General features: G+C 62.5%; 26 protein-coding genes and 1 tRNA gene. 11 read left to right on the top strand and 16 right to left on the bottom strand.

Going from position 1 to position 25,758, the window contains the following annotated elements:
- Nucleotides 1–2: 2 nt before the first annotated feature.
- Together ubiB and LQ220_RS08535 are read right to left on the bottom strand one after the other, a co-directional pair.
- On the bottom strand, nucleotides 3–1,535 hold the full coding sequence (gene ubiB, locus LQ220_RS08540; RefSeq protein ID WP_230187865.1) for a 2-polyprenylphenol 6-hydroxylase: 1,533 nt from the start codon (nucleotides 1,533–1,535) through the stop codon (nucleotides 3–5).
- Between the two features lie 130 nt (nucleotides 1,536–1,665).
- The gene (locus LQ220_RS08535) at nucleotides 1,666–2,397 is read right to left on the bottom strand and encodes a class I SAM-dependent methyltransferase (RefSeq protein WP_230187864.1); all 732 of its coding nucleotides are present in this window, start codon (nucleotides 2,395–2,397) and stop codon (nucleotides 1,666–1,668) included.
- A gap of 80 nt (nucleotides 2,398–2,477) precedes the next feature.
- Here LQ220_RS08535 and mutM point away from each other — a divergent pair, with 80 nt between their 5' ends.
- From mutM to dnaA, 3 genes are all read left to right on the top strand, one after another.
- Nucleotides 2,478–3,290 (top strand): bifunctional DNA-formamidopyrimidine glycosylase/DNA-(apurinic or apyrimidinic site) lyase, encoded by an 813-nt coding sequence (gene mutM, locus LQ220_RS08530; protein ID WP_230187863.1) that lies wholly within the window; start codon nucleotides 2,478–2,480, stop codon nucleotides 3,288–3,290.
- A 129-nt stretch (nucleotides 3,291–3,419) separates the two neighbouring features.
- Nucleotides 3,420–3,683 carry a 30S ribosomal protein S20 gene (gene rpsT, locus LQ220_RS08525; RefSeq protein WP_230187862.1) on the top strand — a complete coding sequence of 88 codons (264 nt, stop codon included), beginning with the start codon at nucleotides 3,420–3,422 and terminating at the stop codon, nucleotides 3,681–3,683.
- A 449-nt stretch (nucleotides 3,684–4,132) separates the two neighbouring features.
- Nucleotides 4,133–5,563, top strand: a complete 1,431-nt coding sequence (gene dnaA, locus LQ220_RS08520; RefSeq protein ID WP_230187861.1) for a chromosomal replication initiator protein DnaA — start codon at nucleotides 4,133–4,135, stop codon at nucleotides 5,561–5,563.
- Here the strand turns inward: dnaA and LQ220_RS08515 are convergent.
- The 5 genes from LQ220_RS08515 to secB all read right to left on the bottom strand — a co-directional run bounded on the left by LQ220_RS08515 (nucleotide 5,560) and on the right by secB (nucleotide 11,025).
- On the bottom strand, nucleotides 5,560–6,819 hold the full coding sequence (locus tag LQ220_RS08515) for an HD-GYP domain-containing protein (RefSeq protein ID WP_230187860.1): 1,260 nt from the start codon (nucleotides 6,817–6,819) through the stop codon (nucleotides 5,560–5,562). The genes dnaA and LQ220_RS08515 overlap by 4 nt on opposite strands.
- 188 nt (nucleotides 6,820–7,007) lie before the next feature.
- Complete coding sequence (locus LQ220_RS08510; RefSeq protein WP_230187859.1) at nucleotides 7,008–7,670, bottom strand: DUF4136 domain-containing protein; 663 nt, start codon at nucleotides 7,668–7,670, stop codon at nucleotides 7,008–7,010.
- Nucleotides 7,671–7,811: 141 nt separating this feature from the next.
- Complete coding sequence (gene trpS / locus LQ220_RS08505; RefSeq protein ID WP_230187858.1) at nucleotides 7,812–8,816, bottom strand: tryptophan--tRNA ligase; 1,005 nt, start codon at nucleotides 8,814–8,816, stop codon at nucleotides 7,812–7,814.
- Between the two features lie 8 nt (nucleotides 8,817–8,824).
- Nucleotides 8,825–10,411, bottom strand: coding sequence for a murein biosynthesis integral membrane protein MurJ (gene murJ, locus LQ220_RS08500; RefSeq protein WP_230187857.1), 1,587 nt, complete (start codon nucleotides 10,409–10,411; stop codon nucleotides 8,825–8,827).
- Nucleotides 10,412–10,527: 116 nt separating this feature from the next.
- On the bottom strand, nucleotides 10,528–11,025 hold the full coding sequence (gene secB, locus LQ220_RS08495) for a protein-export chaperone SecB (RefSeq protein ID WP_230188015.1): 498 nt from the start codon (nucleotides 11,023–11,025) through the stop codon (nucleotides 10,528–10,530).
- Between the two features lie 223 nt (nucleotides 11,026–11,248).
- On the opposite strand from secB, the gene LQ220_RS08490 reads away from it, so the two are divergent.
- From LQ220_RS08490 to LQ220_RS08475, 4 genes are all read left to right on the top strand, one after another.
- Nucleotides 11,249–11,905 (top strand): Tim44/TimA family putative adaptor protein, encoded by a 657-nt coding sequence (locus LQ220_RS08490; protein WP_230187856.1) that lies wholly within the window; start codon nucleotides 11,249–11,251, stop codon nucleotides 11,903–11,905.
- The gene (locus LQ220_RS08485) at nucleotides 11,902–13,182 is read left to right on the top strand and encodes a murein transglycosylase A (protein WP_230187855.1); all 1,281 of its coding nucleotides are present in this window, start codon (nucleotides 11,902–11,904) and stop codon (nucleotides 13,180–13,182) included. The genes LQ220_RS08490 and LQ220_RS08485 overlap by 4 nt, the downstream gene beginning before the upstream one ends.
- A complete protein-coding gene (locus LQ220_RS08480) occupies nucleotides 13,157–13,696 on the top strand; it encodes a Smr/MutS family protein (protein ID WP_230187854.1) in 540 nt (179 codons plus the stop codon). The genes LQ220_RS08485 and LQ220_RS08480 overlap by 26 nt, the downstream gene beginning before the upstream one ends.
- A 108-nt stretch (nucleotides 13,697–13,804) precedes the next feature.
- Nucleotides 13,805–15,478, top strand: a complete 1,674-nt coding sequence (locus LQ220_RS08475; RefSeq protein WP_230187853.1) for a bifunctional diguanylate cyclase/phosphodiesterase — start codon at nucleotides 13,805–13,807, stop codon at nucleotides 15,476–15,478.
- On the opposite strand, the gene dapE is transcribed toward LQ220_RS08475, so the two are convergent.
- Nucleotides 15,454–16,608, bottom strand: coding sequence for a succinyl-diaminopimelate desuccinylase (gene dapE, locus LQ220_RS08470; RefSeq protein WP_230187852.1), 1,155 nt, complete (start codon nucleotides 16,606–16,608; stop codon nucleotides 15,454–15,456). The genes LQ220_RS08475 and dapE overlap by 25 nt on opposite strands.
- Before the next feature lie 48 nt (nucleotides 16,609–16,656).
- On the opposite strand from dapE, the gene LQ220_RS08465 reads away from it, so the two are divergent.
- A complete protein-coding gene (locus LQ220_RS08465) occupies nucleotides 16,657–17,118 on the top strand; it encodes a cupin domain-containing protein (protein ID WP_230187851.1) in 462 nt (153 codons plus the stop codon).
- A 58-nt stretch (nucleotides 17,119–17,176) separates the two neighbouring features.
- Here LQ220_RS08465 and LQ220_RS08460 read toward each other — a convergent pair whose 3' ends face one another.
- On the bottom strand, nucleotides 17,177–18,613 hold the full coding sequence (locus LQ220_RS08460; protein ID WP_230187850.1) for an FAD-binding oxidoreductase: 1,437 nt from the start codon (nucleotides 18,611–18,613) through the stop codon (nucleotides 17,177–17,179).
- Between the two features lie 74 nt (nucleotides 18,614–18,687).
- On the opposite strand from LQ220_RS08460, the gene LQ220_RS08455 reads away from it, so the two are divergent.
- On the top strand, nucleotides 18,688–19,116 hold the full coding sequence (locus tag LQ220_RS08455) for a hypothetical protein (protein WP_309298541.1): 429 nt from the start codon (nucleotides 18,688–18,690) through the stop codon (nucleotides 19,114–19,116).
- Nucleotides 19,117–19,239: 123 nt separating this feature from the next.
- Nucleotides 19,240–20,691 carry a DEAD/DEAH box helicase gene (locus LQ220_RS08450; protein ID WP_230187849.1) on the top strand — a complete coding sequence of 484 codons (1,452 nt, stop codon included), beginning with the start codon at nucleotides 19,240–19,242 and terminating at the stop codon, nucleotides 20,689–20,691.
- 21 nt (nucleotides 20,692–20,712) lie between these two features.
- On the opposite strand, the gene LQ220_RS08445 is transcribed toward LQ220_RS08450, so the two are convergent.
- Nucleotides 20,713–21,711: an NADP-dependent oxidoreductase gene (locus tag LQ220_RS08445; protein ID WP_230187848.1), complete on the bottom strand. Its 999-nt coding sequence runs from the start codon at nucleotides 21,709–21,711 to the stop codon at nucleotides 20,713–20,715.
- Between the two features lie 116 nt (nucleotides 21,712–21,827).
- Between LQ220_RS08445 and LQ220_RS08440 the strand changes: the two genes are divergently transcribed.
- Nucleotides 21,828–21,903 (top strand) — tRNA-Ala (locus tag LQ220_RS08440).
- Nucleotides 21,904–22,333: 430 nt separating this feature from the next.
- Here LQ220_RS08440 and LQ220_RS08435 read toward each other — a convergent pair.
- The 6 genes from LQ220_RS08435 to LQ220_RS08410 all read right to left on the bottom strand — a co-directional run bounded on the left by LQ220_RS08435 (nucleotide 22,334) and on the right by LQ220_RS08410 (nucleotide 25,722).
- Complete coding sequence (locus tag LQ220_RS08435) at nucleotides 22,334–22,867, bottom strand: type 1 glutamine amidotransferase domain-containing protein (protein ID WP_230187847.1); 534 nt, start codon at nucleotides 22,865–22,867, stop codon at nucleotides 22,334–22,336.
- 81 nt (nucleotides 22,868–22,948) lie between these two features.
- Nucleotides 22,949–23,566: a MarC family protein gene (locus LQ220_RS08430; protein ID WP_230187846.1), complete on the bottom strand. Its 618-nt coding sequence runs from the start codon at nucleotides 23,564–23,566 to the stop codon at nucleotides 22,949–22,951.
- The gene (locus LQ220_RS08425) at nucleotides 23,563–24,198 is read right to left on the bottom strand and encodes a nuclear transport factor 2 family protein (RefSeq protein WP_230188013.1); all 636 of its coding nucleotides are present in this window, start codon (nucleotides 24,196–24,198) and stop codon (nucleotides 23,563–23,565) included. Before LQ220_RS08425 ends, LQ220_RS08430 begins: the two co-directional genes overlap by 4 nt.
- A gap of 26 nt (nucleotides 24,199–24,224) precedes the next feature.
- Nucleotides 24,225–25,118, bottom strand: a complete 894-nt coding sequence (gene folD, locus LQ220_RS08420; RefSeq protein ID WP_230187845.1) for a bifunctional methylenetetrahydrofolate dehydrogenase/methenyltetrahydrofolate cyclohydrolase FolD — start codon at nucleotides 25,116–25,118, stop codon at nucleotides 24,225–24,227.
- On the bottom strand, nucleotides 25,115–25,426 hold the full coding sequence (locus LQ220_RS08415; RefSeq protein WP_230187844.1) for a DUF167 family protein: 312 nt from the start codon (nucleotides 25,424–25,426) through the stop codon (nucleotides 25,115–25,117). The genes folD and LQ220_RS08415 overlap by 4 nt, the downstream gene beginning before the upstream one ends.
- Nucleotides 25,423–25,722 (bottom strand): YggT family protein, encoded by a 300-nt coding sequence (locus LQ220_RS08410; protein WP_230187843.1) that lies wholly within the window; start codon nucleotides 25,720–25,722, stop codon nucleotides 25,423–25,425. The genes LQ220_RS08415 and LQ220_RS08410 overlap by 4 nt, the downstream gene beginning before the upstream one ends.
- Nucleotides 25,723–25,758 lie beyond the last annotated feature (36 nt).

Below are 25,758 nucleotides of genomic sequence, written 5' to 3'. Positions count from 1 at the left end.
GTCTATGATAATAGGAATGTGAGCAAAGCGCCACCGGCGGCGGCAAACACGGCCACGGCCCCATATTTCCATCCCGACCCCATCCCGATCAGCTTTATCTCGGTCAGCGGAGGCGGCAGCGGTGCGGCGCCCTTGGCCGGGTAATGTTCTTCGATCCGACGAACCAGATCGGGCAAGCGCTGCAGCGTGCGCCAGTTCTCGATCAGCGTGTCGGCGGCCTTGGCTTCCGGCCCCAGTTCGGTGCGCAGCCATTCTTTCACATAAGGGCCGCTCGTCTCCCACATGTTGATGTCGGGGTCGAGCGCGGTGGCCACGCCTTCCACCATCACCATCGTCTTTTGCAGCAGCAGCAGATGCGGCTGGGTCTGCATGTCGAAATCGCGGGTGATGGCGAACAGCCCGTCCAGCATCCCGCCCACCGACAATTCGCTGACCGGCTTGCCGCGCATCGGCTCACCCACTGCGCGCAGGGCCGTCGCGAACTCTGCGACATTGTGATGCGCGGGCACATATTGCGCTTCGAAATGGATTTCCGCGACCCGGCGATAATTGCCGGTAATGAGGCCATAGAGAATTTCGGCGAGCCACATCCGTGCCCGCCGGTCGATGCGCCCCATGATGCCGAAATCGATGGCGACGATGTCGCCATTGGCCTTCACGAACAGGTTCCCCTGATGCATGTCTGCGTGGAAGAACCCTTCGGCGATCGCTTGGCGCAGGAAGGCGTTGACCAGCCGCGCGGCAATCGCCTTGGTATCGTGGCCTGCCGCGACGATGGCGGCGCGGTCGGCGATCTTGATGCCGTCGATCCACTCCATGGTCATCACCCGGCCCGACGTGCGGTCCCAGTCGATTTCCGGAATGGTATAGCCCGGCTCGGCCTGCATCGCTTCGGCCAGTTCGGAAGACGAAGCCGCTTCGCGGCGCAGGTCCAGTTCGCGCGCCGTCCAGCGTTTGAGGTTCGCGATGACGAGGCGCGGGCGCAACCGCGCGACTTCGCCGCCCAGTTGCTCCAGATGCGCGGCGGCCCATTCATAGGTCACGATGTCGCGATTGAACTGCTCGATCACGCCGGGGCGCAGGACTTTGACGGCAACGTCGCGGCCCTGGATGGTGGTGGCGCGATGCACCTGCGCGATGGACGCGGCGCCCACCGGCACTTCGTCGAAATGGCTGTAGAGCGCTTCGAGCGGACGGCCGAAGCTTTGCTCGATCTGCTTGCGGATCAGATCGAACGGGACGGGGGGAAGCGCATCCTGCAGGCGCAGCAGATCCTTGGCCGCTTCGTCCCCGACCAGATCGGGCCGCGTTGCCAGCGTCTGCCCCAGCTTGATCGCTGCCGGACCGATGGATTCGAACGCTTCGGCATAGCGCGGCTGCTTCGGCACGCGCGCGCCGAATCGTGCAATGCGTGCCAATCGGCGCACCGCCACCGGCGTCATCGGATCGCGCTCGATACCGCGGAGCGCGCCGTGGCGCGCCAGCGTGCGCCCCCATGTCAGGAGCCGCCAGAGATGCGTCGCGTGGGATGTCATGCGGGGAAAGCCCCTCCCTTCAGGGAGGGGTTGGGGGAGGGGCTGTTCGTGATAATGCGAGGGGGGTAAGCGGCTGACATGCCCTCCCCCGACCCCTCCCTGCAGGGAGGGGAGAAAGCGATACGCATCCTCACGCCTTCCAGCCGCTGTGGATCGCGACCAGCCCGCCCAGTATCGGTTCCACCTTGGTCTGGGTGAAGCCAGCCGCGCGGATCATGCCTTCGAACTTCGCCATGTCAGGAAAGCGCCGAATCGATTCGATCAGATAGCGATAGCTTTCCTCGTCATTGGCGAGCAGTTTGCCCAGCTTGGGCACCAGATGATGCGAGTAGGCGTCGTACACATCGGCAAAGCCGGGCCAGAGCGTCGTCGAAAATTCCAGACAGAAGAACCGCCCGCCGAATTTCAGCACGCGGTGCGCTTCGGCCAGTGCCTTGTCGATATGCGTGACGTTCCGAATCCCAAAGGCAATGGTGTAGGCGTCGAACTGCCGGTCCGGGAAACTCAGCGTCTCGGCATTCTGCTCGGACCAGGCAAGGCCGGTCAGCCCCTTCTTTTCCGCGCGCTCCATGCCGACGGCCAGCATTTCGGGATTGATGTCGGACACGGTGACGTTTGCGCCCTTGGTATGCATGCGAAAGGCGATGTCGCCCGTGCCGCCCGCCATGTCGAGAATCGCTTCGCCCGGCTGCGGTTTCACCCGCTTGACGAACTGGTCCTTCCACAGCCGATGCGCCCCTGCGGACATTGCATCGTTCATCAGGTCGTATTTGCCTGCGACGTTGGAAAAGACGCCTTTGACCATGCCGGTCTTTTGCGTGGCATCGACATCGCGATAGCCAAAGGAAACTGTGTCGTTCATGACCCTCGCTCTAGCCAGAGATTGGCGCGGGTTCCAGCATAAGGTGGAAACGCGGCAGATCGCATCTACATTGGTGTTCCATGCCCGAATTACCAGAAGTCGAAACCACTGTTACCGGACTTGCCCAGGTGCTCGACGGAGAGCGCCTGACGCTGGTCGAGCCGCGCCGTGCCGATCTGCGCTGGCCGATCCCGGTCGACCTGCGTCAGCGACTCACCGGATCGACGGTGACGGGGCTATGGCGGCGCGCCAAATATGGGCTGATCGGCACGGATCGCGGCGATGCGCTGATCTTTCACCTTGGTATGTCCGGGCGTTGGCGCGTCGATCCTGAGAGCATAGGCACGCACGATCATCTGGTGCTGGAAACGGCCAGCGGGCGACGGCTGGCGCTCAACGATCCGCGGCGGTTCGGATCGCTCGATCTGGTGCGGACCGATGCGTGGGAAGTACACACGCCCTTCACCCGCATGGGGCCGGAGCCTTTGGGGCCGGATTTCACCGCAACCTATTTGCGCGGTGCGCTCGCGGGGCGGACCAGCCCGATCAAGGCCGCGCTGCTCGATCAGCGAATCGTCGCGGGGCTGGGCAACATCTATGTGTGCGAAGCGCTCAACATTGCGCGCATCGCGCCGGGGACGCTGAGCGGGCGAATCGGCGGGCCGCGGCTCGCACGTCTGGTCGAAGCGATTCGCGCAGTGCTGACATCGGCCATCGCGGCAGGTGGATCGACGCTGCGCGATTATGCGCGACCCGATGGCGAACTGGGCTATTTTTCCAAGCAATGGCGCGTCTACGGGCGCGAGGGAGAGGCCTGTCCCTGTGGCGGCACGGTTTCGCGCCGTGTGGACGGCGGGCGCTCCACCTTCTATTGCCCAACGTGCCAGCGATAATCTCGGGCGTCGCGATCGCCACAATGGTTGACGCATTGGGCGTTCCACGGTAAGGCGCGCTCCTTCACGGGCCGGCGGGCCGAATCCGCATGGCCCTTTTCTTTTTGTATATTCGGTTCGAGGACAGGCATGGCAAATACGCCACAGGCAAAGAAGCGCATTCGCCGCAACGCGGCTCGGGCAGTTGTAAACGGTAACCGCGTCGGTCGTATCCGCACGCTGGTCAAGAAGGTCGAATCGGCTCTTGCTGCCGGTGACAAGGATGCCGCCGCAACCGCATTGCAGACCGTTCAGCCTGAACTGGCGCGTGGCGTTGCCCGTGGCGTGCTTCACAAGAACACGGCATCGCGCAAATTCAGCCGTCTGACGAAGCGCGTTTCCGCTCTGGGCTAACGCCTTGCGCTTTGCGCATGTCAAATAGCTGCAATTCAAAAAACCCGCCGGGCACTGCTTGGCGGGTTTTTTGGCGTATCTGCGAGATGCTGCACCGCAGCGCTCCTTCGTCATTTTTATGTCATGAATCCGTAACTCTAGGATTTGTGCCGATTCGTGCAGTATGATTACTTAATTGGCCAAATAACTCATTGATTTATAACAGTATAAATTGAAGTCCAGTGATTCCGCGGGCTAAGCTGAGTCAACGTCTTTATTTCATTTATTTGACCCATAGCGGTCTTGATAGACTCCGGTCCTGCTGTCTAAGTCTTGTGTCTGGGTTGCGGACCGAATCGGTTCCGTAACATTGCAGTGTTTGTCAGGTGGTGAAAAGCGGGACGGTCGGGGGCGACTTTCCGCAAGTGTCTTCTGCGCGCTGCCGAAAATGGTTGGTTCGAAGGGGCGGAATGAAGACACAAGCGGAATCGGTATCGGGCCTTTCAACGGGCCACGAACAGGCGAGTGAATCCGCTGCCGACGTGACAGGTGGCTCCAGCCATTTGGAGGCCGCCTGGGCGCAATTGCGCGTGGGATTGCGCAGCGACATCGGCGCACGGATGTTCGACCAGTGGCTAAAGCCTGCGCGGCTTGGCGCTTATTGCGACATGACCGAAACGCTCGATATTCTGGTCGCGTCCGAATTTTCTGCCAACTTCGTGTCCGCGCAATTCGGTGACCGTCTGCGCCTCGCCTGGCGCAGCGCGCATGCCGGGGTCCGCGATATCCGCATCGTGCGCGCTCCCGATTCGACTGCACTGCGCGTGCTGTCCGCGCCTGCTCCCCAGGCGGCTGCGACGGCTCCGGCGGCACAGGCTGCGCCTTCCTTCCTGCCGCGTCATGATTTCGCCAGCTTCATCACGGGCGAAAGCAATCAACTTGCCTATTCCGCTGCGCAGGCAATGGCCGCGCCGGAGCAACCGCGTTTCAGCCCGCTGTTCATTCATGGCGGAACCGGGCAGGGCAAGACTCACCTGCTCCACGCGATTGCCGGGGCGTATCTCGCCCATGCTCCTGAAGCATCGGTTGTCTATATGTCCGCAGAGCGGTTCATGATGGAATTCGTGAACGCGATGCGCGCCAATGAAACGATGGCGTTCAAAGCGCGGCTGCGCGCCGTGCGGCTGCTGTTGATCGACGATATTCAGTTTATCGCAGGCAAGGGCGCAACGCAGGAGGAGTTTCTCCACACGATCAACGAACTGGTCGAAAGCGGCGCGCGAATCGTCATCAGCGCGGATCGCGCCCCGCAACAGCTCGATGCCGTCGATCCGCGGATTCTCTCGCGGCTGGCGGGCGGCCTTGTCGCTGACATTCAGCCTGCCGGTATCGATTTGCGGCTTGCCATCCTCGAAGCCAAGCGGCTGGTTGCGGGCGACCCGCCGGTGCCGGACGCCGTGATCGATTTCCTCGCGCGCTCCATCCGCAGCAATATTCGCGAACTGGAAGGGGCGTTCAACAAGCTGCTCGCTTATGGCCAGTTGACTGGACGCACCGTCGATCTGGAATTTGCGCAGGCGATGCTGGCCGATGCCGTGCGCGCCAATGCCCGCCGCATCACCGTCGATGAAATTCAGAAGGCCTGTGCCGCGCATTACCGGATCGATGCCTCGGAAATGCGCTCGAAGCGCCGCGCCCGCGCCATCGCCCGCCCGCGTCAGGTCGCCATGTATCTCGCCAAGAAGATGACGCCGCGTTCCTTACCCGAAATCGGCCGGATTTTCGGCGGGCGCGATCATTCGACGGTGATCCACGCTGTTCGCACGATCGAGGCTTTGCGCGAATCGAATCCGGATATCGATGCCGACGTCCGCGCGTTGTTGCGGCAGTTGGAAGGTTAAGCGGCCGCGCTTTTGTCGACGGTGCCTTCGGCCATGATCGTTTCGCGCAGCACTGGCCAGCCACGCAAATCCCATGCAGCGGGATCTTCCTCGCCCATGATCTGATTGGCGGTCTGGGTGTCGGAAATAATCACTTCGAAGGGATCGACGAAGCGTCCGTCGGCAATCACGTAGAACGCCTTTACCCGCACGCGGGAACCGCGCCGACCGTTGGGTAACACAACGGCCAGATGACCCGTTCCCAGACGGACCAGCATGCCTGGCGGAAACAAAGCCAGACTGCGCATGAAGCTGAACAGCAGGGCGGAATCGAAATGCCCTTCCCAGGAACGCATGGCCGTAAGCGTTTCGGCGGGCGTAAGCGGTGCCTTGTAACAACGCTGCGATGTCATCGCATCATATACGTCGCAAATCGCACCCATCCGCGCGTGCAGGCTTATTTCTTCGCCCGACAGCCCGTGGGGATAGCCGGTGCCGTCCATCTTCTCATGATGGTTGAGGCACACGTCCAGCGCGGCGGCGGGAATGGCGCTCCCTTTCTTGAGAAGGGCATGTCCGTCGACCGTGTGGCGCTGGATCTCTCCAAATTCATGGTCGGTGAGCGGACCGGGCTTGTTCAGTATCGCTTCGGCCACCACCATCTTGCCGACATCGTGCAACAGGCCGGCCATGCCCGCATCCCGCGCCGCCGCATCGTCCAGCCCGATTTCCCGCGCCAGATTGACCATCAGCGCGCACACGGCCACCGAATGAAGGTAGGTATATTCGTCCTTGGACTTGAGACGTGCGATGCCGAGCAGCAGGGAACGGTTTTGGGCGAGCGACGCGGATATATCCTCGACCACCGCGATCACGTCGGCGGATCGCACCGCTTTGCCCATTCTTATGCCATCGAATACCTGTTTGACGACTTGCTTGGCACGCAACACAGTCTGGGCTGCGGCCCGTTTGTCGGTCTGGAGGCGGGAAGGGGGCGGGAGCGCGCGGATGGCGGCCTCCCGCGCATTCTTGATTCGGTCGCCCACCGATTCGCTGATTTCGGGGGCCGGGGTGCGTTCCCGCCGGGCCGGTGCGATGGCGCTTTTCTCGTCGTCGATCCACACGGCATCGATGTCACTGTCGAGGATTTTCCGAAGGTCTTCAGCGTCGGAAAGAAGGAAACGCGCGCGCCAGAAAGGGTGCGACAGCCAGCCGCCCTCGAATTTCTGGATAAACATGCCGAGCCGAATTTGGCTTGGCGTGATGCGCCGCAACATGGATATGAATGGCCTTCTTTCTGCAGTGACAGAACACCATTGCGCTTGAGTAATTAAATTTTTGTATAGGCCGCAGAACCGGCGATGGCGGCACATTGCCAAATATAAAGAAAGCCCGACGATTCGAAGCGAACCGCCGGGCCACATTCAGGTGTGCTTGGGAGCCAACACCTAAACCATGTAACGCGCTACTTAGGCTCTGGTGCCACAGTAATCTTAACATTTTCACCGCTGCGACCCGGGAAATCTGTAAACATGGCTTCGACAAGGTTGGGAACCAGATAAGTCAGGCGATTGCTGAGCGACTGCGCCGACGCGGTGCCTTCGAACAACCGCTTGCCGCTGCCCGCTTCCTCGATCTTCAGCTCAAGCAGACTTGTATATACGGTGTAGCTGCTGACGTCGTTGAAGCCGGGGCCGAACAGGAACGGATCGTAGAAGCCATAGCCAAACCGGCGCGGGCCATAGAAACCGGCATAGCCGCCACGGCCCCAGCCGCCCCAGCCACCACCCCAGCCGCCGCCCCAACCACCGCCGGTGCTGCGGACCTTTTCACGGCCATTGTCGACATCGTACCGCATCCGCACGATCAGGTTCGCGGTCGCCGGATCGGCAGCGGGTACATAACCCAGTTGCGCCATGCGAGACGACACGACGCTCGCATATTGCGCAAATTCCAGACCGCCGGCCAAACGCGGGTCATCCGCTACCACAGCGAAGCTCTGCCCCTGCGGCGCGGGCAGTTGCTGGAAGCGCGCCACATTCGCGTTGAAATTCTGAGTGCAGCCCGCCAGCGCAACCAGCGCCAGAGCGGGGGCTGCGAGAAGGCCGATTTTCCGAAATCTAGACATAGATATGATCCTGCTTATGGCCGTTTCCGGCACTCCCCGCCTACATATGAGAGTTCGCATAGCAAAGCGCAACTGAACGGCGATTGAACGCCGATCAGAAACGTCTCATCGGGGAAAAGAGTTTTAGGAGCGGCGATCTACTCAGCGCATCAGCCCAACGGCGTCATAAGCCCCGCGCAGCGTCGGTTCTGCCGCAGCGCTCGCTTTCGCCGCGCCTTTCTGAAGAATGGCGTCCAGCGCCACGTCATCATTTTTCAGCGCTTCGAACCGCTGCCGGATGGGCCGCAGCGACTCGACCAGCACATCGGCCAGCGCAGGCTTGAGCGCGCCGAACCCCTGGCCTGCGAATCGCGCGCAGATCGCATCGGTGCTTTCACCCGTCATTGCCGAGAATATGCCCACCAGGTTCTTCGCCTCGGGCCGCTCCGCCAGATCGGCATAGGTTTCGGGCAGCACATCCGCGTCGCTCTTTGCCTTGCGCACCTTGCTCGCGATGGTGTCGTCGTCGTCGGTCAGGTTGATGCGGCTCATGTCCGACGGATCGGATTTTGACATTTTCGCGCTACCATCGCGCAGCGACATGATGCGTGCGGTTTCCTTGGGGATGATCGGCTCGGGCAGAGTGAACAGGTCCACGCCGAAATCGGTGTTGAACTTGATCGCGATATCGCGGGTCAGCTCCAGATGCTGTTTCTGATCCTCGCCCACCGGCACATGCGTCGCCTGATACAGCAGCACGTCGGCGGCCTGCAGCACGGGATAAACGAACAGGCCCACCGAAGCGCCTTCGCGATTCTTGCCTGCCTTGTCCTTGAACTGGGTCATGCGGTTGAGCCAGCCGATCCGCGCAGTGCCGTTCAGCAACCAGGCCAGCTCTGCATGGGCAGGCACCCGCGCCTGATTGAACAGCACGCTGCGATCCGGGTCGATCCCGGCGGCGATCAGCGCGGCGGCCATCTCGCGCACATTCTTCAGCCGCTGGGCGCGCTCCTCATGCACGGTGATCGAATGCATGTCGGCGAGGAAGAAGAAGCACTGGCTCCCGCTGGCCATCTCATCCTGCATCTTCACCCAGTTACGGATCGCGCCGAGATAATTGCCAAGGTGCAGATTGCCGGTGGGCTGGATGCCGGAAAGAACGCGCATGTGTTGTCTCAGTTCGTCTTGCTGGGTCGCCGAAACAGCGACCGGAGTTCGGAAAGCGCATAGGTGCGAAGGACCAGCGCCGCCACCCCATAGACCAGCCCGCCGATCCCGCACAACAGCATCAGGGCAATGACTCGCTCCGTCACGCTCTTCGCCATATAGGGGTCGAGCAACGGATTGAGGAACCACAGCGCCACGCCCATCGCGGCGCTGGCGCCGATGATCCGGATCGCCTTGCTCTTGAACCGTGCATCCATCCGCAACTGATCGCGGCGATGGAGGAGCCAGTAGAGGACCAGCACATTCACCCATGCGGCAACGGCGGTGGACACGGCGACGCCCACATGCCCCAGCGGCCAGATCAGCACCAGATTGCCGACAAGGTTGAACAGCATCGAAAACACCGCGACCCGCACCGGCGTCTTCGTGTCCTGCCGCGCGTAGAAACCCGGTGTCAGCACCTTGATCAGCACATAGGCCGGAACGCCCAATGCAAAGGCCGAGAGCGCGCCTGCCGTCCCGATGGTGTCGGCAGCAGTGAATGCGCCATGTTCCAGCAGCCCGCGGATCAGCGGCACCGCCGAAATGCACAGCGCCACGGCGGCGGGCAGCGCAAGGAACAGCGCCAGTTCCAGCGCGCGGTTTTGCGTGTGTGAGGCCGCGGCTTCATTGCCCGACCCGATCTGGCGCGAAAGCGCGGGCAGTATCGCGGTGCCCACGCCGATCCCGATCAGGCCCAGCGGCAACTGATTGAGCCGGTCGGCATAATACAGGTAACTCACCGCGCCTTGCGGCAGAAACCGTGCGGCCAGCGAAGTCGAGATCAGCAGGTTGAACTGAATAGCCCCCGCGCCCAATGCCGCCGGGCCGATCAGCGCCAGCATCCGCTTCACTTGCGGCGAGAGGCGCGGCATGCCCAGTTTCAGCACGACCCCCGCCTGCCGACACGACCACATCAGCCACAGCAATTGCGCCAGTCCGGAAATGGTGACGGCAACCGCCTGCGTATAGGCAGTCTCCACCGGTGTATCGCCCCGGAAGAAAATCACCGCGCCGATCATGCAGACATTGAGCAGCACCGGCGCGGCGGCGTTGACCCAGAATCGGTCGAGTGAATTGAGAATGCCGCCCAGCAGCGACACCAGACTGATGAGCGCGAGATACGGGAAGGTAATCCGGGTGAGGTTCACCGCCAGATCGAATTTCTCCGGCCCGCCATCGGGAAAGCCACCGGTCATCGCCCACACAACCGGCGCAGCGGCGACCATCATGATAGCCGTGAAGACCAGCACGACCGGGAACAGCACGGACAATATCTGTCCGGCAAAGGCCACGGCAGCGGCCTTGCCGCTCCCCGGATCTAATTTGTCGCCTTCGGCCATCGTGCGATTGAACATCGGCACGAACACGGCGGCGAATGCGCCTTCGGCAAAGAGCGCGCGGAACAGATTGGGCAGCCGCCAAGCGATCAGAAAGGCGTCCGACGCCAGTCCCGCGCCCAGATAGCGCGCCACGAGCATATCGCGGACCATTCCGAGGATGCGGCTGACCAGCGTCAGCCCGCCAATGGTGCCGGTGGCTCTTAACAGGCCCATATATGCACACCACCCATCAGCCGTTCGCCCTGAGCCTGTCGAAGGGCTTTTCTTCCTTGGAAAAAGGAAGGGGCTTCGACAGGCTCAGCCCGAACGGTATTAGAAGTGGTAAAGTCTTACGCATTCCCGACGGGTGCATCCACCAACTGTCCGGCGGCTTGCGCCTGCTGCAGATACAGCGCCTGGAAATCGATGGGATCGAGCAGCAGCGGCGGGAAGCCACCGTCACGCACGGCATCCGACAGGATCCGGCGGGCGAAGGGGAAGAGAAGGCGCGGCGCTTCGGCCAGCATGAACGGCTGGATCTGATCTTCGGGAACGTTGCGCATACCAAACAAACCAGCATAGACCAGTTCGACGGCAAAGGCGGTGCCGTCGTCGGTCGTTGCCTTCACTTCGATCTTCAGCGCGACTTCATGCACATCGTCGGCCACCTGATCGGCGCCGATGTTGAACTGCACGTCGATATTGGGCTGCGACTGCCACTGATACACGGCGGGCGCGTTCGGATTTTCGAACGACAGATCCTTCACATATTGGGTGATGAGCCCGATCTGGGGCGTGGTGTCCGCGCCATTGGCCAGTGCGTCGTGGGTATCGGCCTGATCCGCCATGATATCGTCCTTATTGTCCATGGTTGCCGCCACCGGAAAGCCCAGCGCACCCGGCGCGACAGTGATGCGGGCGCTTAGCAGGGGCCCGAACGCAGGGCAATGGCGACTTAAGGCGCAACTATACGGGCATGGCGTTTGTTATACCGGGTGATCGCCATTTGAATCTGCGCCCGAACATGCCTATGTTGGGGCAACTCACGCTTGCGAAGGTTGTAAAAGCACAGTGTACGTTATTGTCATACTCGCTCTCGTCGCCGGCTTTCTGGCCCTGCGGCTCTATTCCGTGCTCGGCAAGCGCACGGGGCATGAGCAGCAACCCGCGCCGTTGCAGGCGGACGACCGCGCTAAAGTCGCCGTGCTCCAGCCGCGCAATGCCGGTGAACAGGGTACGGACAACGTGCGTCTGTCCGATGGCATGCTTGCGCCGGGTGCGGACGTTGGCGTTCGCGCGCTGATCGCGGCGGATCGTCGTTTCGACGTGCCGCAATTCATCGATGGCGCAAAGACCGCCTATCGCATGGTCCTCGAAGCGTTCTGGCGCGGCGACCGCGAAGATCTGGCATGGCTGTGCGATGCCGATGTGCTGGCGTCGTTCGAAGAAGCCATTGCCGCACGCGAAGCGGCTGGCGAAACGCTGGAAAATCGCCTCGTCCGCATCGACAAGGCTATCATCACCGAAGCCGTGCTGAGCGGCCGCATCGCGCATGTCACCATGCGTTTCGATGCCGATATCGCCGCGATCACTCGTGACAAGGATGGCAACATCATTGCCGGGTCGATGACCGACGCCGTGCCGACCCACGATGTCTGGACGTTCAGCCGCGATCTGCGCGCTACCGATCCCAACTGGAAACTGACTGAAACCGACGAGGAAGCATGAGCTTCCTCCGGTCGGGTGCGGCGCTGCTCCTTGCGGCGGCGCTCTCCGCATGTGCGGGCGGCGTGATCCCGGCCAGTCCCAATCGCCCAGCGCCCGCTCGACCCTCAACCGATACTGCCGCGCGCCCAAAGCCCGCCACGCCTCGCCCGACTGTGCCAACGCCTGCCGTGCCCGTTGTCGCGGGCGACAACGCCCTTGGCGCAGGCCTCGTCGCCGGTCCGCCGATTGCGGACTTGCTCCCATCCGGCGAACGCTCGCGCTTGGCACTCCAGGCTTTCCGCATATCCTGCCCTTCGCTGCTCCGCCGCAATGACCAGAGCGGCCTGACACGCGGTGCCGACTGGCAGCAGGCGTGCAGCGCGGCGTCAAGCTGGCCCGACACGACCGCCACCGAATTCTTCTCCCGCTATTTCGAAAGCGCGCAGGTCGGCGATGGCAAGGCATTCGCCACCGGCTATTTCGAACCGGAAATCGCCGGATCGCGCACCCAGCGCGCCGGCTATGCGGTCCCCATCTACGGGCGACCCGCCGATCTGATCGATGTCGATCTGGGCCAGTTCAGTGACACGCTGAAGGGCAAGACCATTCGCGGCAAGGTCACCGGCAACACATTCGTGCCCTTCGACACGCGCGCGCAGATCGTGGAAGGCTCGCTGGCTGGTCGCGCACAGATCGTCGCCTGGGCCGCCGATCCCGTCGAATTCTTCTTCCTTCAGGTGCAGGGCAGCGGACGCCTGCGCCTGCCCGATGGCGGCATCATGCGCATCGGCTACGAAACGCAGAACGGGCGCGATTATACCGGCATCGGCAAGCTGATGAAGGATCGCGGGCTTATTCAGGCCGGGTCGATGCAAGATATCATGGCGTATTTGCGCGCCAACCCGGTCGAAGGCGCAGCGATCATGGACGAGAACAAGAGCTTCGTCTTCTTCAAGGAATTGACCGGCGCAGGGCCGCTCGGCGCGCTCGGCCTGCCGGTTACAGCCGAAGCATCGGTTGCCGCCGATCCGCGCTATATCCCGCTCGGTGCGCCGATCCTGCTGTCGATGGATCGCGCCGAGCCCAATGGCATCTGGATTGCGCAGGATACCGGCGGCGCGATCAAGGGACCGAACCGCGTCGATACTTTCTGGGGCGCTGGCGAGCGTGCCCGCGCGATAGCGGGCGGCATGGCGGCACGGGGAAGCGCCCTGCTGCTCCTGCCCATCGGCACCGTCGCACGGGTAACGGCGCAATCCACGATGATGAGTGATGGCCGGACGCCGCCTCTCCGCTGAGGAGCGCACGCTCTGGGCGCGGCTCGCACAAAGCGTGCGGCCCTATCGCACCGACGCATCCATTTCGACACCGGAGGTGGCCTCTGCGCCGCCGCCGAAAATGGCGACCCATTCGTTAACACATTCGCCTGTGCTGCCCCTGCATCCTCAACCTGCCAGACGCCCTGCCGCAGTGCTGGATGACCGCTGGGAAAAGCAGATCAAGCGCGGCGCGCTGGCACCGGAAATGGCCATCGACTTGCACGGCCACAGCCTGTCCGCTGCCCATGTCCGTCTCAATCAGGCACTGGCATCGGCGCGTGGGCAGGATGTGCGGATATTGCTTGTCGTCACCGGAAAGCCCCGCGCGAACAGGGAAAATGGCGGCTCCGGGCAGCGCGGCGCAATCCGCGCGGAGATCAATCACTGGCTCGATACCAGCCCCCATGCCGATGCGATCGCCAGCGTGCGCTCGGCCCATCCGCGCCACGGCGGGGACGGCGCGCTCTACATCATATTGCGGCGCAAAAAATAATCTGCCGATGATGCCGCCCTTGGTGGGATTTTCTTAACCAATGGGACTCATAACCGGCCCATTCCGCGCGGTATGCGGACCGATCCAACGGCAATATTTAGGGGACTGGTGCAAAGCATCACCTTCAGGAATCGCGCGGTCGCTTTTGCGGTTGGCGCTGGGGCGGTTGCCTTTATCCTGGCCTTGGTGGCGGGTGGATCGGCGCGTGGCGGCCTGCATCCGCTCGGCTATGCCCTGATCGCAGCGGTTCTGTGCGGTGTTTTGAGCTGGGCTTCGGCGCGTCGCAGCATGCTGGGCATTGCCGCATCCGTCGAAAGCGCGACCGAGCGTCTGGTCGCCGCAGCCCATGGCGATCTCCAGACGCCCGTGATTCAGGTCATCCGCCGCGATCTGCCGGATCTCGCTGTGGCGATGGACAGCCTCTTCAGCCAGGTACGCGCCAGTCTCGATAACATCCACCTGCTTGCCATGTTCGATGCCGTCACGGGCCTGCCCAATCGCATGAGCTTTTGCCGCCAGGTCGAAAGCCTGATCCTCGATCGCGCCATCGACCGTCCCGCCGCCATGTTCTTTCTGGATCTCGACGGGTTCAAGGCGGTGAACGACACCTTCGGCCATGCAACCGGCGATCAGTTGCTCGCCCGCGTCGCCGGTCGACTGCGGGAGGTGGTGGTCAGCCAGCTACAGGCCGGGGCAGGCGATGCCGTTGTCGGGCGGCTGGCGGGCGATGAGTTCACCTTGTTCTTCCCTGACATTCCCAGCCACGCCGCTGCAGAACGCATCGCGCGTGCAATCCAGTTTGCCTTGGGCGAGCCGTTCGACCTAGGCGGGCAGCAGATCGATCTGGGCGCATCTATCGGCATCGCTTATTATCCCGACCATGGCGAAACCCTGAGCGCCCTGCTGCGCTCGGCCGACATCGCCATGTATCATGCCAAGAGCATCGGCGGCGGCAAGGTCGAGACGTTCACGGCCGCACTGGCGCAGGAGGCAGCGGGCAAGGCCGAGCTGGAACGCGACTTGCGTATCGCGTTGGAGCGCGGCGAGTTCCTCCTGCAATTTCAGCCGCAGCTCGATGTCGGACAGGGGCGCGTGGTCGTTGCCGAAGCACTGGTACGCTGGGCGCATCCCGACCGCGACATGCTGATGCCCGCCACCTTCGTGCAGGTTGCGGAGGAAAGCGGCGTCATCGTGGAGCTTGGCGACTGGATCATGGATCAGGTGTGCGAGACGGCAGCCCGCTGGGCGCAGCAGGGGCTGGATCAGCGCGTCGCCATCAACATCTCGACCCGCGAACTGTCACAGGCCGATTTCTTCCTGCGCCTGCGCCACACCATGGCGCGGCACGGCACGCCCGCCGATCGGATCGAGCTGGAAATCACCGAATCGCTTGCAATGGAAATGGACGAACGACTGATCGATCAGTTGCACGCCTTGCGCGAAATCGGGGTGCGGATCGCTATCGACGATTTCGGCACGGGCTATTCCAACCTCGCGCGCCTGCGCGATCTGCCCGTGGACAGAGTGAAGATCGACCGCAGCCTTGTCCGCGATATCGCAAGCTCCGCCGAAGCGCGCACGATCTGCAGCGCCGTAATCGCGCTCATTCAGGGGCTAGGTCTCGAAGTCGTGATCGAAGGCGTCGAAAGTCAGGAGCAGGTCGATATCCTGCGCGTGGCTGGCTGCACGGTGTTTCAGGGCTATCATATCGCCCATCCCACGAATGAGTCCGCCTATCTCGGACGTTTCGGTAATAATCAGGCCGAAGCGCGCGAAGCCTGAGCCGCACGCCGCAGGATATCGGCGTAAATCGCCGTCAGCGTTTCCAGATCTTCGACAGCCACCGCTTCGTCCAGCTTGTGCATCGTCGCGTTGCACAGCCCGAATTCCACCACCGGACACAGGCGCGAGAGGAACCGCGCGTCCGACGTGCCGCCAGTGGTCGATAGCTCCGGCACGATACCCGTCGCGCTTTCGATGGCATCGCTGATGAGGGAGGAAAAGGCGCCCGGCGGTGTCAGGAACGGCTCGCCGCTGATCTTCGCCGTCAGTGTCCCGCCTTCGGCTTGCACGATGGCCTTGATCCGCTTCACCAAGCCCGCGCCGCTGTGGCAATCGTTGAACCGGATCGACAGGCGCGCGGTCGCTCGGGCGGGAATCACATTGGTCGCCGGATTGCCCACGGTGATGTCGGTAATCTCGATATTGCTCGGCTGGAACCAGTCGGTGCCGTTGTCCAGCTCCACCGCTTCGATGGCGGACAGGATGCGGATCAGCCGGGGGATGGGATTGTCGGCCAGATGCGGATAGGCGACATGCCCCTGCGCGCCCTCAACCGTGATCCACATATTGACCGAACCACGCCGCCCGATCTTCACCATGTCGCCCAGCCGGTTGACCGACGTAGGCTCGCCGACCAGACACAGGTCCGGCACGATCCCGCGCGCAGCCATCCGCTCCATCAGCGCCACTGTGCCGTGCACCGCCGGACCTTCCTCATCGCCGGTGATAATCAGGCTCACCGTTCCGGGCAGATCGGGATTGCGCGCCAGCGCCGCGACGAAGCATGCAATCGACCCCTTCATGTCCACCGCACCGCGCCCGTGGAGCAGATCGCCGCGCACCTCCGGCACGAACGGATCGCTGGCCCAGCCATTACCCGGCGGCACGACGTCCAGATGCCCGGCAAAGGCGAAATGCGCCCCCGGTCCATTTTCGCGCACCGCCAGCAAATTCTCGACTGGCCCGTCCGGCGCATCGCCCGCGACGAACCGTTCGACCGCGAAACCCAGCGGCGCCAGCATCGCTTCCATACAGTCGAACACCGCTCCGGTGGCCGGGGTGATCGAAGGGCAGGCGATCAGCCGCTCGGCAAGAGCCAAAGGATCGGGAGTGGCACTGGTCAGGGTCATGCGCGTGCGTTAGCGAAGGTGACAGCGATTGACCAGATGGAGCGCCACATGCCCAAGATCGACCTCGATGCTCTCCCGCCGGCTAACCGTACCGGCTATCCGCCCGAATTTGCCGATGCGGTGGCCGGTCGCTGGTATCGGCGGCTCGCGCCCGCCACAGGCCTGACCGAATTCGGGATGAGCCATGTGGTCCTGAAACCCGGCGCATGGTCCGCGCATCGCCACTGGCATGTCGAGGAAGACGAAGTCGTCATCATGCTGGCGGGCGCAGCCGTGCTGATCGACGACAATGGCCGAACGGACATGCGCCCCGGCGACGTGGCGGTCTTCCCGAAGAACGATGGCAACGGCCATCACCTCGTCAACGAAAGCGACAGCGACTGCACCTTCATCGCCATCGGCCGCCCCGCGGAGGGCGAATGTCACTATCCCGATATCGACATGCACATCGGCCCTGATGGACGCTATCGCCGCAAGGATGGTACGGCGTTTGAGCAGGCATCAGGCTAAAAAAGGCGCGGTGTACGTACACATCTGTACGTACAAACGATAAATTTTACGTGTCGGTTTATTCGCCGGCCATCGGCACCAGCTTGCCCGGATTCATGATCCCCTTGGGGTCGAATGCTGCCTTGATGGCGCGGAGCGACGCCAGATGGGCGGGGCTGGAAAGGCGCGCAAGTTCGGTGCGCTTCATCTGGCCGATGCCATGTTCGGCGGAGATCGATCCCCCGGACGCCACCACCGCATCGTGGACGAAAGCATTGATGGTCGCCCCTTCCGCGGCGATCCACGCCGGGCCGTCGGTCGTGCCTTTGGGTGCGCGGACATGGAAATGGACATTGCCATCCCCCAGATGCCCGAAGGACGACGCCGTCGTGCCGGGAAAGCGCGCTTCTGCTGCGGCCGCCGTGTCGATCATGAATGCGGGCATCCGCGCCACCGGTACGCTGACATCATATTGCAGCGCCGGACCCTGCGCCCGCTCGGACTCGGATAGCGACTCCCGAATCCGCCAGAAGGCTTCCGCCTGCGCTTCGTTGGCGGCGATGGCTGCATCCTTGGCAAGTCCCGTCTCCAGCCCTTCGGCCAGCGCCGCTTCCAGTTGCTCGGCGGCCGACGGCGTCTGCACATCGGGCAGATCGACTTCGATCAGCACATGCCACGGCGTCCGCGTGTCGATGGGGCAGCGGGTGGCGGGAATGTGGGAGAGAACATGGCCCAGCCCGTCGTCGGCAATCACCTCGAACCCCTCGACGATATTCCCCAACCGCATTTCCAGCAGGCGCAGCAGCGCCAGCGCATCCTGCGGGCTGTCCACCCCGATCCAGCCCACCGCCCGGTCCGCTATGGCGGGGACAAGGCGCAGCGAGGCTGCGGTCACGATGCCGATGGTTCCCTCCGCGCCGACCAGTAACTGCTTGATGTCATATCCGCGATTGTCTTTCTTCAATGCGGCCAGCCCGTCGAATATGCTTCCGTCAGGCAGGACCGCTTCGATCCCCTCGACCAGGGCCCGCATGGTTCCGTGGCGCAGCACCTGCGTCCCGCCTGCATTGGTCGACACCAGCCCGCCGATGGTCGCCGATCCCTTCGCGCCCAAACTCAACGGAAAGCGCCGACCGATCCCCTCGGCGGCATCGTGCAGCACCGACAGAATCACCCCCGCTTCGCACACCGCCAGATTATCGTCCGCCGAGAGGCTGCGAATCGCGTTCATCCGGCGCAGCGACAGGATCAGCGCGCTTCCGTCCATCGGCGGCGTCGCGCCCCCGACCATCGATGTGTTCCCCCCCTGCGGCACCAGCGCGATGTCCAATTCGGACGCCAGCGTCATGCACGCCGCGACTTCCTGCGTGTTGGCGGGCGACAGCATCGCTACGGCATGGCCATGATATCGCCCGCGCCAGTCGGTCAGCCACGGCGCGATATCGTCGGCATCGTCGGTAAAACCCTTGGGGCCAAGCAGGGCCGCAAAGCGCGAAAGGCTATCGGAAGAAATCATAGACTCGTTATGCCCCGGAATTCATCGGTTGTTCAACCGCCGCTGCGTAGGGCATGATATTCCCCAGGGGGACTATGTTGTTTCATTCTGCCATTGCCTTGTTATTGGCCCCGGTCGGTGCGCCTGTCGAATTCGCTCAGCTCAGAATCGAGCAGCGGGTGATCATTCGTGTGCCTCTCGTTCGTCAGCCGCGCGCAGGCCAACCGACTCCGCCCCCTGAGCCTCAGGAGTGGGATGAGAAGAAAGGGCCCCGCTGTGTCGCGATCAAGTCGGTACGTTCCGCGGCCTTGGGTGGGCGCAACAGCGTTGACCTGATCCTGTCGAACAATCAGCGTTTTCGCGCGCGTTTCGGCAAACAATGCCGGGCAGCGGATTTCTACGCTGGCTTCTATATCGAACCGACCGACGATGGATCGCTTTGCGCGGGGCGGGACTATATTCAGGCGCGCAGCGGCCTGACATGCGAAGTGGAGAGTTTCAAACGACTGGTCCCGGAGCGATAGAATAGCGTAGGATCGGGCGTCGCAGCCCGGATTTTCTTGACAATCGGCCACTATTTCCGCATTGGCCAGCCAGCTTTGACCGGGCCCGCACACTCGCGTGGCCCTCTTATTCCGGACATATGAATGAATTTTGCCGATCTCGGCCTATCCGATGAATTGTTAAGGGCGGTCACAGAGGCCGGCTACGACACCCCGACGCCTATTCAGGCGCAGGCTATTCCGTCCGTGCTGATGATGAAGGACATCGTCGGCATTGCCCAGACGGGCACGGGCAAGACGGCCAGCTTCGTGCTGCCGATGATCGATATCCTGGCGCATGGCCGCAGCCGCGCGCGGATGCCGCGTTCCCTGATTCTTGAGCCCACGCGCGAACTCGCTGCGCAGGTTGCCGAGAATTTTGAGAAGTACGGCAAATATCATAAGCTTTCGATGGCGCTCCTTATCGGCGGCGTGTCGATGGGCGATCAGCTTGCGGCGCTTGAAAAGGGCGTGGACGTATTGATCGCGACGCCGGGCCGCTTGATGGACCTGTTCGGTCGCGGCAAGATCATGCTCAACGGTTGCTCGCTACTCGTCATCGACGAAGCCGACCGTATGCTCGACATGGGCTTCATCCCCGATATCGAGGAAATCTGCACGAAGCTGCCCGCGCAACGCCAGACGTTGCTGTTCTCCGCAACCATGCCGCCGGTCATCAAGAAGCTGGCCGACAAGTTCCTCTCGAACCCCAAGTCGATCGAAGTGGCGCGGCCCGCGTCCGCCAGCATCAACATCACCCAGTGGCTCGTGAAGGTCGAATCGCGCAAGAAGCGCGACATGATTGCCCACATGCTCAAGGCCGAGGATGTGACCAACGCGATCATCTTCTGCAACCGCAAGACCACCGTCCGCGACCTCAACAAGACGCTACAAAAGAGCGGCGTGCGGTCGGGCGAAATTCATGGCGACATGGATCAGGGGTCCCGCATCGCCGAACTGGATCGGTTCAAGCGCGGCGACGTGAACGTCCTCGTCGCGTCGGACGTCGCTGCTCGCGGTTTGGATATCAAGGGCGTCAGCCATGTGTTCAACTATGACGCGCCCTGGCATCCCGACGATTACGTCCACCGCATCGGTCGCACCGGCCGCGCCGGCGCAACGGGCGTTGCCTACACCTTCGTCACGCCGGAAGACGCCGAGGCACTGGACAATATCCAGAAGCTGATCGGCACGAAAATCCCGATCTTCGGCGGTGAAAAAGCCGCCGCCGTTGCTGCCGAGGTCGATGGCGAAGATGCGCCTGCTGCGCCCGCCAAGAGCAGACGCGCGCGCAAGCCTGCCGCCAAGAGCGAAAAGCCCCAGGCTGCACCGAAAGCCGAGCCCAAAGCCGAACCTGTATTGGCGACGGAGTCCGAACCGGTCGTCGCTGCGCCGCGCACCGAAGCACGTCCGGCTCCCGCACCCCGCGCTGAGCCGCGCCGCGATGCGCCACCGTCGCGTCGTCGCGATACCAATCAGGATGACGGTCCGGACGACGGCTGGAACGGCCCGATGCCGGACTTCCTCGCTTTCGGGTTTAACAGCAGCGCCGCTTAAAACAGCGCTGCCGTCAAACGGTCAAAGCCTGACCAGCATCTTGCCCATGTTGGCGCCGCTGAACAGGCCCAGAAAAGCCTCCGGTGTCCGCTCCAGCCCGTCATAGACGGTCTCGTGCGACACCACCTGTCTGGCCTTTATCATCTCTCCCATGTCCGCCTGAAACGCGGGCAGGTCCGCCATATGATCGGAATAGAGAAAACCGGCGATGCGGATGCGGTTGATGATGATGAGGTTCGCGAACTTCAGCGTCAGGGGCGTGTCGCTATTATACCCGTCGATCATGCCGCAAATGGCAAAGCGCGCATCCTTGGTCGACATGGCCAGCGCCGCATCCAGATGATCGCCACCGACATTGTCGAAATACACGTCGATCCGGCCGCCCACGTCGCGGGTCGCTGCACGCAACTGGTCCAGCACCGGACCGGCGCGGTAGTCGATCATTGCGTCCGCCCCCAGTTGCTTGACCCAGGCGCATTTGTCCGGACCGCCGGCCGATCCAATGACCGTCATGCCCTTGGCCTTCGCGATCTGCACCGCCACCGATCCGACTGCGCCTGCCGCTGCCGACACGAACACCCGGTCGCCTGCCTTTGCCTGCGCGATCTTCAGCAGACCGATCCACGCCGTTGCGCCGGTCAGCCCCATGATGTGCAACCACGATTCGACTGGCAGGTCGCTCTGCGGCAGTTTCACCGGCGTCAGGCCCGCATCGACGATTGCTTCATCGCGCCAGCCGCCCATGTGCAGCACCCGGTCACCTACGGCAAAGCCGCCGTTCCGGCTCTCGATCACTTCGCCCAGCGCGCCGCCGGTCATCGGCGCATCGATTTCGAACGGCGGGACATAGCTTTTAATGTCGTTCATCCGCCCGCGCATATAGGGATCGACCGACAGCCAAAGGTTGCGGACGCGGATTTCCCCTTCGGCCAGCGCGCGGTCGTCAATCGCCTTCAGCGCGAAATTGTCCTGCGTCGGCAGACCTTGCGGGCGGCTGGTCAGGCACCATGCACGGGCCATAAACGTCTCCTTTGATCGTAACTGTGAGCGCGCTTTATCTTAGCACGACCCGGCTATTCCATTGCAGGAAAAGGGCGTTGCAACGCCGCATCGCCCCGCTTATAGCCAAACGCCTTGGGGCCGTAGCTCAGTTGGGAGAGCGCGTCGTTCGCAATGACGAGGTCAGCGGTTCGATCCCGCTCGGCTCCACCAATGCTTCTTTGTGCGAAATAAAGGCGTGAGCAATTTAGTAGGATGCTTGACTGATTTAGTCATTCTATTCTATATGTGTATTAGATTGTAAGGCTCCGCATCGTTCTAGCGCAATGTCGGCCCTTTCGATTTACGGAACAGCGCCTCAGCTAGTTGAGCCGCTACAATCCGGAAACAGATCTAGAGCAAATGCTCTTTGGACATATCGTCCTCCGTTAATCGTTGCAACGACTGCCCATTAATTGCTGGGTGCGCATCTGGCTATTCAAGGTGAATAGCCATGGATTTTAATTGCCGCGGATTCAGCTTTTCCATGAATGCCCGCTTTCTTGCGGTGCTGCTTATGGTGCTGCATCTATAGACATTGGACGGCGGGCTTTACGGCCTGCCGTCCAACTTAGCCTTACCCGCAATGTGAAGGCGACCAAAATTACTGAACAGCCGCGACGATGGCCTTGTTGAAGGCCGGGATGTCATCCGGGTTGCGGCTGGTGATGAGGTTGCCGTCGATAACCACTTCCTGATCGACGACCTGCGCGCCTGCATTGCGCAGATCGGTGCGGATCGATGGCCAGGATGTTACCTTGCGCCCATCCAGCACATCGGCTTCGGCAAGCAATGACGGCGCATGGCAGATGGCCGCTACCGTAGCATCGCGGTTGAAGAACGCCTGGATGATATCGATGGCGTCCTTTTCCATCCGCAACGTGTCCGGGTTGGCGACGCCGCCGGGCAGGACGAGCATATCGTAATCGTCCGGCTGCACGTCGGACAGCACGATGTCCGGCGTGATCGTATCGCCCTTTTCGTCATGCTCCATGCCCTGGATCGGGTCGAGCGCGACGGACGCCAGCGTAACGTCATAGCCAGCGTCGAGAAGGGCCTTGCGCGGTTCGAACAATTCGGACTGCTCGAAGCCGTCGGTCGCCATGATCAAAACCTTGGCGGGTGTCTGGTCTGTCATATCTGCTCCTGTCTTTGGATGCAGAGGTAACAGGTCGGCGGGATAGCTGTTCCAACCGGCACCGAAAAATTCAGGGCGCGGTCAGAAACTCGCCTTCAATCCGTCGATCACGAATTGCGCCGCCAGCGCCGCCAGCAACACGCCCAGCAGGCGCGTGATAACCGCTTCGATCTTCTTGCCGAGCAAGTTCATCAGCGGCCCTGCAGCCACCAGCGCGACCAGCATCATAAGCAGCACCGTGGCCAACGCACCGAGCACGACCATCCGCTCGCTCAGCCCGTTCGCCCGCGCCATCAGCAGCATGACGGTGGCGATCGATCCCGGCCCGGCGATCATCGGCATGGCCATCGGGAAGACCGACACGTCCTCGATCTCCGGCGTATCGGCGATCTTCTGCGCGCGGTCCTCACGGCGTTGGGTGCGCTTTTCGAAAACCATGTCCATTGCTATCAGGAACAGCATGATGCCGCCCGCTATACGGAAGCTGTTGAGGTCGATCCCCAGCACGCCCAGCAGTTGCTTGCCCCAGATCGCAAAGACCAGCAGGATGCCGGTCGCGATCACAACGGCGCGGATCGCCATCGACCGCCGCTGCAGGTCGCTCGCGCCGCTGGTCACGCTGGCGTAGATCGGTGCGCAACCGGGCGGATCGATCACCACGAACAGCGTGATGAAAGCGGATATGAACAATTCCATCATGATGCCGGGGCCGCCACGTCGTTGATCAAGGCCTCTTCATAGGCAGCATTGTTCATAAGGGAAATGGTGATGCGGCGCGATTTGTCGGCGCGCACTTCGGTTGTCCATTTCAGGCTGCCGTCTTCGGAGGCACCGATGCCCGGTGTCGGGACCGGTTTTACGTCGGCAGCGGGCGGTGGCGGGGGACGCATCCCGCGCGGGCAGATCGCAAGCCGCGTCGCTATGAAATCGGGGGCAGGGGGCGGCGCGGCCACGGCGTCGCCATGATCGAGCACCCATTTCCAGCGGCCCTTGTCGTCGCGCCGCCAGATCGTCGTGAAATAGCCTTGGGTGCCATCGGGCTGCTGCCAGCGTCCGGTGGTGACGCCGATGCTGCCGTCGCACGACATCAGCACCTTTTCCGGCTGCCACTTGACCGAAGCGGGCGGATCCTTGCGGCCTTTCAGCCAGGCTTGCGCGCTCACCATGTCCGGCACGAACATCACGGCATCCTTGGCGGCGGTCTCGCGAAAGGCGGTCCATTGCCCCTTGGTCTGTGCCAGCCGATTGAACGCGATCTCTGCGGCGACCACAGCGCTGGGGTTGGCGGACAGGCGCATCGGTGGCCGCGCAGCCTGCGCCCCACCCGCCATCAGCACCAGCGCCAGAGCGATACGCTTCACAAGCCTTCAGGCGCAGCCAGGCCCAGCCGCGCATGGGCCGCGACCAGCGTATTGCGCAACAGCACCGCAATAGTCATCGGCCCCACGCCACCGGGCACCGGCGTAATCGCGCGCGCGTGCAGGATGGCCTCAGCCGTCGCCACATCGCCGACGATCTTGCTCTTGCCCTCTTCGTCCGCCGGAACGCGATTGATGCCAACGTCGATCACGGTCGCGCCGGGCTTGATCCATTCGCCCTTCACCATTTCCGCGCGCCCCACGGCGGCGACTACGATATCGGCGCGATGCACCACGGAGGCGAGATCGCGCGTCTTGCTGTGTGCGATGGTGACCGTGCAGCTTTCGTTGAGCAGCAACTGCGCCATCGGCTTACCCACGATGTTCGACCGCCCGATGACCACCGCTTCCAGCCCGGAAAGATCGCCCAACTCGTCCTTCAATAGCATCAGGCAACCCAGCGGCGTGCAGGGGACCATGCCCGGTTCGCCCACCGCCAGCTTGCCGCTGTTGATGACATGAAACCCGTCGACATCCTTGTCCGGATTGATCGCCGCGATAACCGCCGCTTCGTCGATATGCTTGGGCAAGGGCAGTTGTACCAGAATGCCGTCGATCCGGTCGTCGCCGTTCAGTTCCTCGACCAGCTCCAGCAACTCGTCCGCACCGATCGTGGCGGGCCGCTTGAACTCGAAGCTCTCCATGCCCGCTTCGACGGTCATCTTGCCCTTGTTGCGAACATAGACGCTGCTTGCGGGATCTTCGCCGACCAGCACGACGGCCAGCCCCGGCTTGCGCCCCTGCGACGCCACGAAAGCCTCGACCCCCAGCGCAACCCGCGCGCGCAATTGCGCTGCAAAAGCCTTGCCGTCGATAGTCCTGCCGATCGTCATATCTCGTCCATCAGTTGAGAGAGGCGCGCGATACAGTCCGCGCCGCCGGTTATCCGCAGCCGCTTTAGACGGTTGGTGTCACCCGCTTCCAGTGAAATCGCCCCGGCGGGGATTTTGAGTGTCTTCGCCAGCAAGCCAATCAGCGCGGCATTGGCCTTTCCCTTTTCGGGCACCGCGCGCACCATTGCCTGCAACCAGACTGCGCCATGTTCGTCGGTGCGAAGGCCTTTGAAGCCCTCAGAGGCACTGCGCGGCGTCAGGCGAACGGCCAGAACAATGCCGTCACCATCCTGCCGCCAGGGGATCATCCCACGATAAGCGGGGTGAAGATCGCCGGCAAAATAACCCGCTGCAGAATATAGACGGCCAGCAACACAACCATCGGCGACAGGTCGAGCGCACCCAGATCGGGCAGTATCTTGCGGATCGGGCGATAGATCGGCTGCGTCATCCGGTCGAGCGCATAGAGCGCGTTACGCACGAAGTCGTTGTAGGTGTTGATCACGTTGAACGCGATCAGCCACGACAGGATCGCCTGAATCACGATGATCCACCACACCACGTTCAGCAGGATGTTCAGGATCTGATAGATGACGAGGGCCATGCGGTCTCCGATATGAACTTGCGTGCGCCAATCGGC

This window comes from Sphingobium sp. CECT 9361, from assembly GCF_918741285.1.
GTDB lineage: Bacteria > Pseudomonadota > Alphaproteobacteria > Sphingomonadales > Sphingomonadaceae > Sphingobium.
This window is presented reverse-complemented; position numbering and strand designations above follow the sequence as displayed.

Bases quoted from the DNA above. Each gene is read 5' to 3' on its own strand.
- LQ220_RS08415 (WP_230187844.1), bottom strand. From the start codon at position 25,426: ATGATCCCCTGGCGGCAGGATGGTGACGGCATTGTTCTGGCCGTTCGC.
- LQ220_RS08510 (WP_230187859.1), bottom strand. From the start codon at position 7,670: ATGTCTAGATTTCGGAAAATCGGCCTTCTCGCAGCCCCCGCTCTGGCG.
- LQ220_RS08430 (WP_230187846.1), bottom strand. From the start codon at position 23,566: ATGATGGAATTGTTCATATCCGCTTTCATCACGCTGTTCGTGGTGATC.
- secB (WP_230188015.1), bottom strand. From the start codon at position 11,025: ATGGCGGATCAGGCCGATACCCACGACGCACTGGCCAATGGCGCGGAC.
- ubiB (WP_230187865.1), bottom strand. From the start codon at position 1,535: ATGACATCCCACGCGACGCATCTCTGGCGGCTCCTGACATGGGGGCGC.
- LQ220_RS08515 (WP_230187860.1), bottom strand. From the start codon at position 6,819: ATGTTGCGGCGCATCACGCCAAGCCAAATTCGGCTCGGCATGTTTATC.
- LQ220_RS08455 (WP_309298541.1), top strand. From the start codon at position 18,688: ATGTTGTTTCATTCTGCCATTGCCTTGTTATTGGCCCCGGTCGGTGCG.
- murJ (WP_230187857.1), bottom strand. From the start codon at position 10,411: ATGGGCCTGTTAAGAGCCACCGGCACCATTGGCGGGCTGACGCTGGTC.
- LQ220_RS08465 (WP_230187851.1), top strand. From the start codon at position 16,657: ATGCCCAAGATCGACCTCGATGCTCTCCCGCCGGCTAACCGTACCGGC.
- LQ220_RS08450 (WP_230187849.1), top strand. From the start codon at position 19,240: ATGAATTTTGCCGATCTCGGCCTATCCGATGAATTGTTAAGGGCGGTC.
- LQ220_RS08435 (WP_230187847.1), bottom strand. From the start codon at position 22,867: ATGACAGACCAGACACCCGCCAAGGTTTTGATCATGGCGACCGACGGC.
- LQ220_RS08485 (WP_230187855.1), top strand. From the start codon at position 11,902: ATGAGCTTCCTCCGGTCGGGTGCGGCGCTGCTCCTTGCGGCGGCGCTC.
- mutM (WP_230187863.1), top strand. From the start codon at position 2,478: ATGCCCGAATTACCAGAAGTCGAAACCACTGTTACCGGACTTGCCCAG.
- folD (WP_230187845.1), bottom strand. From the start codon at position 25,118: ATGACGATCGGCAGGACTATCGACGGCAAGGCTTTTGCAGCGCAATTG.
- LQ220_RS08535 (WP_230187864.1), bottom strand. From the start codon at position 2,397: ATGAACGACACAGTTTCCTTTGGCTATCGCGATGTCGATGCCACGCAA.
- trpS (WP_230187858.1), bottom strand. From the start codon at position 8,816: ATGCGCGTTCTTTCCGGCATCCAGCCCACCGGCAATCTGCACCTTGGC.
- LQ220_RS08410 (WP_230187843.1), bottom strand. From the start codon at position 25,722: ATGGCCCTCGTCATCTATCAGATCCTGAACATCCTGCTGAACGTGGTG.
- LQ220_RS08460 (WP_230187850.1), bottom strand. From the start codon at position 18,613: ATGATTTCTTCCGATAGCCTTTCGCGCTTTGCGGCCCTGCTTGGCCCC.
- LQ220_RS08425 (WP_230188013.1), bottom strand. From the start codon at position 24,198: ATGGCGGGTGGGGCGCAGGCTGCGCGGCCACCGATGCGCCTGTCCGCC.
- LQ220_RS08480 (WP_230187854.1), top strand. From the start codon at position 13,157: ATGGCCGGACGCCGCCTCTCCGCTGAGGAGCGCACGCTCTGGGCGCGG.
- rpsT (WP_230187862.1), top strand. From the start codon at position 3,420: ATGGCAAATACGCCACAGGCAAAGAAGCGCATTCGCCGCAACGCGGCT.
- dnaA (WP_230187861.1), top strand. From the start codon at position 4,133: ATGAAGACACAAGCGGAATCGGTATCGGGCCTTTCAACGGGCCACGAA.
- LQ220_RS08445 (WP_230187848.1), bottom strand. From the start codon at position 21,711: ATGGCCCGTGCATGGTGCCTGACCAGCCGCCCGCAAGGTCTGCCGACG.
- dapE (WP_230187852.1), bottom strand. From the start codon at position 16,608: ATGACCCTGACCAGTGCCACTCCCGATCCTTTGGCTCTTGCCGAGCGG.